General features: G+C 65.9%; 7 protein-coding genes and 1 pseudogene. 4 read left to right on the plus strand and 4 right to left on the minus strand.

Annotated elements, in window-relative coordinates:
• Together WBV89_RS06385 and WBV89_RS06390 are read right to left on the minus strand one after the other, a co-directional pair.
• A partial coding sequence (locus tag WBV89_RS06385) for a sigma factor (RefSeq protein WP_423980499.1) occupies positions 1-266 on the minus strand: 266 nt, incomplete at its 3' end.
• A 240-nt stretch (positions 267-506) separates the two neighbouring features.
• A complete protein-coding gene (locus WBV89_RS06390; RefSeq protein ID WP_423980500.1) occupies positions 507-1,409 on the minus strand; it encodes an NAD-dependent epimerase/dehydratase family protein in 903 nt (300 codons plus the stop codon).
• A gap of 311 nt (positions 1,410-1,720) precedes the next feature.
• On the opposite strand from WBV89_RS06390, the pseudogene WBV89_RS06395 reads away from it, so the two are divergent.
• Positions 1,721-1,873 (plus strand): annotated as a pseudogene (locus WBV89_RS06395) (RidA family protein); the annotation flags it as partial.
• Between the two features lie 303 nt (positions 1,874-2,176).
• Here WBV89_RS06395 and WBV89_RS06400 read toward each other — a convergent pair.
• Together WBV89_RS06400 and WBV89_RS06405 are read right to left on the minus strand one after the other, a co-directional pair.
• Positions 2,177-2,731, minus strand: coding sequence for a tyrosine-type recombinase/integrase (locus WBV89_RS06400; RefSeq protein ID WP_423980501.1), 555 nt, complete (start codon positions 2,729-2,731; stop codon positions 2,177-2,179).
• Positions 2,732-2,748: 17 nt separating this feature from the next.
• On the minus strand, positions 2,749-4,920 hold the full coding sequence (locus WBV89_RS06405) for a LuxR C-terminal-related transcriptional regulator (protein ID WP_423980502.1): 2,172 nt from the start codon (positions 4,918-4,920) through the stop codon (positions 2,749-2,751).
• 111 nt (positions 4,921-5,031) lie between these two features.
• Between WBV89_RS06405 and WBV89_RS06410 the strand changes: the two genes are divergently transcribed.
• From WBV89_RS06410 to WBV89_RS06420, 3 genes are all read left to right on the plus strand, one after another.
• Positions 5,032-5,316, plus strand: a complete 285-nt coding sequence (locus WBV89_RS06410) for a hypothetical protein (RefSeq protein ID WP_423980503.1) — start codon at positions 5,032-5,034, stop codon at positions 5,314-5,316.
• Positions 5,313-6,074 carry a DUF4386 family protein gene (locus WBV89_RS06415; protein ID WP_423980504.1) on the plus strand — a complete coding sequence of 254 codons (762 nt, stop codon included), beginning with the start codon at positions 5,313-5,315 and terminating at the stop codon, positions 6,072-6,074. Before WBV89_RS06410 ends, WBV89_RS06415 begins: the two co-directional genes overlap by 4 nt.
• Before the next feature lie 115 nt (positions 6,075-6,189).
• Positions 6,190-6,777, plus strand: coding sequence for an ATP-binding cassette domain-containing protein (locus WBV89_RS06420; RefSeq protein ID WP_423980505.1), 588 nt, complete (start codon positions 6,190-6,192; stop codon positions 6,775-6,777).

Below are 6,777 nucleotides of genomic sequence, written 5' to 3' on the forward strand. Positions count from 1 at the left end.
GACCGGAGCTGGTCGAGCGCTCGTCGGGTCACCATCGTCGTCAGAAACGCGGCAGGGTTGCGCACCTGTTCTCGATCGATGGTCAGCCACCGCACCATGGCGTCGGCGACGATGTCTTCCGCGTCCCACATGCTTCCCAACATGCGGTAGGCGATGCCGAGCAGACGCGGTCGGTGCTCCAAGAACTCACTCGTCAGCTGCTCTGCGTTCTCGCCGAGCATGCGATCGGCGATGGCGGTGTCGGGGATCGGCTCAGGATGCGCCATGGTCACCTCCAGGTGGGGACCCCACCAGTGTGTCGTGTCCTCTGCACTGCTCGCTCGGCAGGCCTCTCGGCCGCCACACTTCTGACTCCGAAATTGCCAGGCGTTCACGTTCGAGAACCTGACAACCTCCTGGAATCCAAGCAAAGTCTGGTGCCGACAGCGGGTTCTTGCTCTCAGTCGCCTCGGAAGTGCGGCTGCGGTCCCGGGCGTTCGATCCGGCGGTTGGCCGTCGCTGTCGCATCATGGCCTCGAGAGGACGAAGGGCCATCCCTGCCGAGCGCTCGGAAACCGGGTCTGCCATCCCGTCAACGCTTCGAACAGTTGGCTGGTGACGCGTTGCGAGCGCACCATCATGGACAGGTCAGCCGGGAGGTCGGCGTCGATCAGTGGCATTTCCAGCGTGTCGATCCCGAGGGCGGCGGCAAGCGCCTGGGCATGTTCGATCCGGGTGAGCGGGTGATCCTCGGCGATGTTGTACAGACCGTGCGGGGCACGGAGGGCGGCGACGACTGCCGAGGCGGCGTCGTCGGTCGTCACCGACGGCCAGTACGCATCCGCGCGGCCTGGAATGGCAAAAACGCCCTGCCGTGCCGCCTCGATCGTCTCGATCGTGTGGGCGCTGTCGAAGCCGTAGAACGTCCCGAAACGGAGCGCGATGCCCACGCCGCCGTGCTGGGTGAACCGTGCAGCTTCCGACTCGGCCGTGAGTGCTGGCTCGGTGATCGCTGTCGGCTCGACCGCCGACGACTCGTCCAGGAACGCGTTGCCACCGTCGGCGTAGAGCAGCGCGATCGATTCCTGGACGTATCTCTCTGCGCCCGCATGGAGCGCGGCATCGACGAGGTTGCGGGCGCCTTCGCGTCGAATCCTGTGGTTGTTCTCCCAGGGGTCTTGGCCGGCCGCCTGCTCGCCAGTCGGCACGGCAGTGGCGAGGTTGCAGACCACCCGATGCCCGGCGATCGCTGCTGACAGTGCGTCTCGATCGAACAAGCTCACCTCGACTGGGGTCGCGCCGACGGTCTGCAGGGCCTCGGCTCTTGCTCGGGTGCGAGCGACGCCGGTGACCTCGGCACCGGCTGCGAGGAGCTGCGCTACGGCCCGCCGACCCAGGACACCTGTCGCTCCTGTGACGAAGATCTTCATGCCGAGTTCCTTTCGTTCGATGTTTGTGCACAGCTGCGGACGAAGGCGCGTGCCGTACCTTTCCAAGCCCGACGGTGCACTCGGTCGAAACGTGACACATCGTGTCCACTTGGTAGGAGCTCTGACACCAGCTCAAACTCTTGGACGGGCCGCCCACAAGCACCGCTCACTGTCGAGCTGGTGCGTCCTGCGGCGAACCGACACTTCGGCTGCGAACGTCGGTCGGAGCACAAACCTGCTCGCGGAACACCTGCTCGTTCTCGTCGACTGCAAGGTCGAGTGAGCCAAGGCGCCCGGTCCACCTGTCACGACAGGTGGTCGAGCTCCGTCGTAAGTGGTTCACGCCGCCTTACCCAGCAGACACCATCGTCGAGGTGTCGTCGCTCTATCCACCCGACGCGATGTTCGAGATCGAAAACATCGCCGTCTTGGACGACGCGGCGGAGTGGATCGGAGTCACGTAGGTCGTGGTGCTCCGGCGAGGACCCTTGACCGACCAAACGTTGCACACGGATGCGCCGAGAGGACGTTGGAACCGATGATCGTGACCACCCATCAGCGTCGCATCGAGGCAAGCGATGACGAGGTCGGCGCATTGCTGGAGACAGTCATCAACTGGACCTAACCCGGAGCCCTTGCCGATCAGAACAACATTTCGATCGGTGATTTGACCCACTCGTGAACCGGCAGCGAAGAGCGCCACGTGGATCGGCAGGGAACCACAGTCGCGGGCGATCATATTGTCGCCCGCGACCGGTCAGGGTTGGTCAGCGGCTGGCGCCGGCGACGAAGGCGGAGACGATGTAGGTGGCGTGTCGGTCGAGTGATACTCGGCCTCGGTCGTAGCGCATCGACGTTCGCGGGTCCGAGTGCGACGCCGCCTCCTGCACGTCACGCAGAGGGACTCCGGCGTCGAGTGCTGCGGTGATCGACCTGTGCCGCAGCGAGTGTGGACTGATCCGCTTGGCGATTCCTGCGGCTTTCGTCAACCGTCTCACGACGCGTGTCGATCGAGTCGACTGGTTCCGTCGTGGTTCGTGAAGATTGGGCCCGATTCTCGTTCGCCGATGTAGAGATCGAGGGCCCGTGCAGTTCTCGGCGACAGGGGGATGGTGGCGGTCTTGTTGCCTTGGCCGGGCGCGCTCATTTCGCGTCGAGGAGTCAACCTTCAGGCTGCACCCCCTGGCGGTGGGATACTTCGAGAAGTCGACTGCGGTCGAACTTCGGTCCGCGGCTGCACGCCGGACAGTGTCGCTTGCCACCGAGCCGACGTGACCATTCCGACGCAACGTCCTTGTCCGCAGCGAATCCTGCCCGGCCATCGAGGTTCTGAGCGACCTCAGAGCAGTCCGTGCTGCCGAGCAGCGTGGACCGCTGGCTTGCGGCCGTCCACGCCCAACTTGCGGTAGATGGCCTTGCAATGCGTCTTCACCGTGTTGAGCGAGACGAACAGCTCACTTGCGATCTCGCGTTGGGAGAGCTGCGAGGGCAGATAGCGCAAGACGGCGAGCTCGCGTTCGGTGATCTCCTCGACGAGTTCGGTCGACGGTTCGGCTCGCACGCCGAGCCGGTGTCGTGCTTCGAGGCGGGCGAGCGTTGCGCCGACGATGCCAGTGTCGGGGCACCGGTCGACGGTCTGGCGTGCTTCGCGGAGCAGCTGCGATCCCGCCGGGTCGTCGTTTTCGCAGGCTGTGTCGCCGATGAGGGCGAGGACGTACCCCAGGGTGAAGGGCTCAGGTGCTCGCCGAGCGAGTTCGACCGCTTGCTCCGACATGGCGGCCCGTTGTTCGGGATCGGATGTGGTGCACGCCAGCACGGCGTGCGACATGGAGAGATGCGGCGACTCCGCGACGCTGTGGCCCCGGGCGTGTTCCAGGCTCGCCGCCGCGTGGTCAGCGGCCGAGGACCGGTTCCCCAGCTCCATCTCGACGACGGCAGCGAAACCGGGCGCGATCGTCAACGCATAGTCGGACGGTTCGGACGCGCCGAGTTCGCGGGCGATCGCGATGTACCGCCGCGCTTCGTCGAACATCCCGGCCCACGTGTATGCGGCGACCAGCCCGATCGCTCGGGTCGACTCGGTCGGGTGATCCATGCGCTGGGCGATCGAGATGGCTTCACCGAGGAGCCCTTCGGCGAGGTGCACCATGATTCCGAGCGACGCGGTGAGGTTGGCGTCGGTTTCGCCGTCGCACTCGACGGCGATGTCGTAGTAGTGACGAGCACCCGCGAAGCGGCCCGTCGCGAGGTTGATCCAGCCGCGCACGAGCGCACTCGGCGAGTGGCGTTCGGGGAGGTCGCCGAGCTGATCGAGCAAGCGGAGCACGGTGAAGATCTGTCCGCCGTTGAGCAGCGCAGTGGCGTGGATCGAGATGAGATCGCCGGCTGCGACGAGATCGCCTCCCGCGATGTAGTGCTCGATTGCGGTGTACATGTCGCCGCGATCGTGATGCCACGATGCGGCAGCGAGGTGCAGTTCGTGAAGGCGATCGGGGATCTCACGCTCGGCCTCGAGACGAAGCAGGTCACGCAGGAGGTGGTGATACCGGAACGTGGTGCCCGTCCGGTCGAGACCGATGAGCAGCTGGTTGGTGGCAGCGGTACGGGTCAGCCATTGGCTGCCGTCGGTCGATCCCGTCACGGCGTCGATCAGCGGACCGGTGAGCTGATCGAGGATCGACGTTTCGATCAGGCGTCGGCGCTCGTCGGGTGGGATCGACGCGAGGAGTTCGTCGGTGAGGTAGTCGACAACGAGTTGATCGTCGCCGCGGAAGCCGGCGATGAATCGGGACGTGTCGTCGACGCCTGCGAGCGACAGTCCGGCGAGGACGAGCCCGGCCGCCCACCCCTCGGTTCGGTCGCACAACGTGAGCAGCGCCTCGCGATCCAGAGACGAGGTCCCGAGCAGGCCAGCCGCCTCGTCGGCGTCGAACCGAAGATCGGACGCGCGGATCTCGGTGAGCTGGCCTCGGACGCGGAGTCTGCCGAGTCGGAAGGCCGGGTCGATTCGCGTTGCGATCACGATTTGGACGTGGTCCGGGCAGAGGTCGATGAGTCGTTCGACGCCGTCGTGGATCGCCGTGTTGTCGATGACGTGGTAGTCGTCGATCACGATCACCAACCGGTTCGGCCCCTCGTTCAGCGCGTTGACCAGCGCCGGGACGACCGAGTCGGGCGACCCTCCGGTCGAGACGATCACCGGCTCCACCATGTTCCTCACGCCCGGTCGAGCACCGTCGACCGCCCCGACGAGGTACGACCAGAACCTGACGGGATCGGCATCGCTGGGTTCCATCTGGACCCAGACCAGGTCGCCGCGATCGGCCAGGCTTCCTGCGAGGAGTGTCGACTTGCCCGACCCGGCCGGGGCACTGACGAGCACGAGCCGGTGACGTTCGGCGACCGCTCGCTCCAGCAGTGCGTCCAGGCGGACGCGCCGAACCAGACCGACCGGCACCGTCGGCACCTGCAACTTGGTGGCGACCAACTCGCCCGCACCCTGCTCAACCATCACCGTCGAATCTAGGCGACGCCGCTCGGATCCGAGACGGGAACGAATCACCCGGGTGAGACGGCCGGGTGAGCGATGACGACTCACCCCGTTCAACGGGATCGTGATCCCATGACCGAACGAACGGGACCCACCCGCTACGAGATCGAGCTCGGTGGCCACGCCTCCGAACGCGCCCTCCGGCCGGTCATCGACGAGTTCACCGTGGAGATGACCGAAGCGGGCACGACTCGCCTGGTCGGCCACGTGCGCGACTCGTCGCACCTCAACGGGCTCCTGGCTCACTACACCTCGCTCAACATCGAGGTGGTCGCGCTCCGCCGACTCGACCAGCACACCAGTGCCCCATCTCAACCTGAAATACCGAATCCCAACCTCGAAGGAGAACAGTCATGACCATCAACACACCCCTGGCGCCGGCCAACCCAACCGCCCACACACCACGACGTACGTGGAGGCTCAGCCGCATCGGCGGCGCCGCCGCACTGCTGGCCGCCGGCACGTTCGGCTACGGCATCGCGATGTTCGCGACATCATTTGCCGACTACACCGACCCCGATGCGACACTCGCCGAGTCGGTCGACTTTCTCGTCGACCACCAGGGCGGATTGCTCGCCTGGTACATCGGCATGTTCATCGTGTTCGGCGCCGCCCTCGTCCCGATGGCGCTCGCGCTCCGACAGCGACTGGTCGACGCCACACCGATCCTCGCGAACACCGCTGCCGCGTTCGCCGGCATCTGGGCAGCGTTGGTGTTCGCCACGGGCATGATCTCCAACATCGGGATCGAAGCCGTCGCCGACCTCGCCGACACCGACCCCGACCGCGCCGCCACGGTGTGGTCCGCGATCGACGTCGTCACCAACGGACTCGGCGGCGGCAACGAACTCGTCGGTGGCATCTGGATCGGCCTCGTCTCGATCGCTGCGCTGATCACCGCCCGCCTGCCCCGCTGGCTCAACGTCGTGGGCACAGTGACGGCGGTGGCGGGCTTCGTCACGGTCGTCCCGGCGTTCGAGGCGGTCGAGATGGTGTTCGGGCTCGGCTCGATCGTGTGGTTCATCGGCGTCGGCCTCGTGCTGCTGACCCATCAGGAACAACCCGAGACTGTTGACCTCTCGTCGGCGGCTGGCGAGATCGAGAACTCGCCGTGAACGCTGCTCAGGGCGGCAACGACGTTCGACCCGAAAACCGAAGTCATCTTCGGACCGGGTCACGGGTGCACCCTCGAGCCCCTCACGTACGAATTCAAGGAAGGACACGCACGAAATGATCAACGTCGCAGGAATCACCAAGCGCTACGGCGACCGAGTCGCCGTCGACAACATGTCGTTCGACGTCGCTGCTGGCACCGTCACCGGCTTCGTGGGCCCGAACGGCGCCGGCAAGTCGACCGCAATGCGCATGATGGTCGGCCTCACGCGGCCCGACGTCGGCGAAGTCCGCTACGGCGGTGTCGAGTACACCGACCTGTCGCATCCGGCCCGCCTTGTCGGCTCCGTACTCGATGCCCGAGTCATGCACCCCGGGCGCAGCGCCCGCAACCACCTCCGGGCAATGGCCGCAGTGGCCGGGATCCCCGCAACACGGGTCGAAACGGCCCTCGACACCGTCGGCCTCGAAACGGCAGCAAAGCAGCGAGCAGGCGGATTCTCGCTCGGTATGCGCCAACGATTGACGCTTGCAGGCGCACTGCTCGGTGACCCCGAGGTCCTGCTCCTCGACGAACCAGCCAACGGACTCGATCCAGACGGCATCCGCTGGCTGCGCACCTATCTCCGCGACTTCGCAGACCGTGGCGGCACCGTTTTCGTGTCGAGCCATCTCATCAGCGAACTTGCGATGTTCGCCGACTAA

It is taken from the genome of Ilumatobacter sp., assembly GCF_049588435.1.
Classification (GTDB): domain Bacteria; phylum Actinomycetota; class Acidimicrobiia; order Acidimicrobiales; family Ilumatobacteraceae; genus Ilumatobacter_A.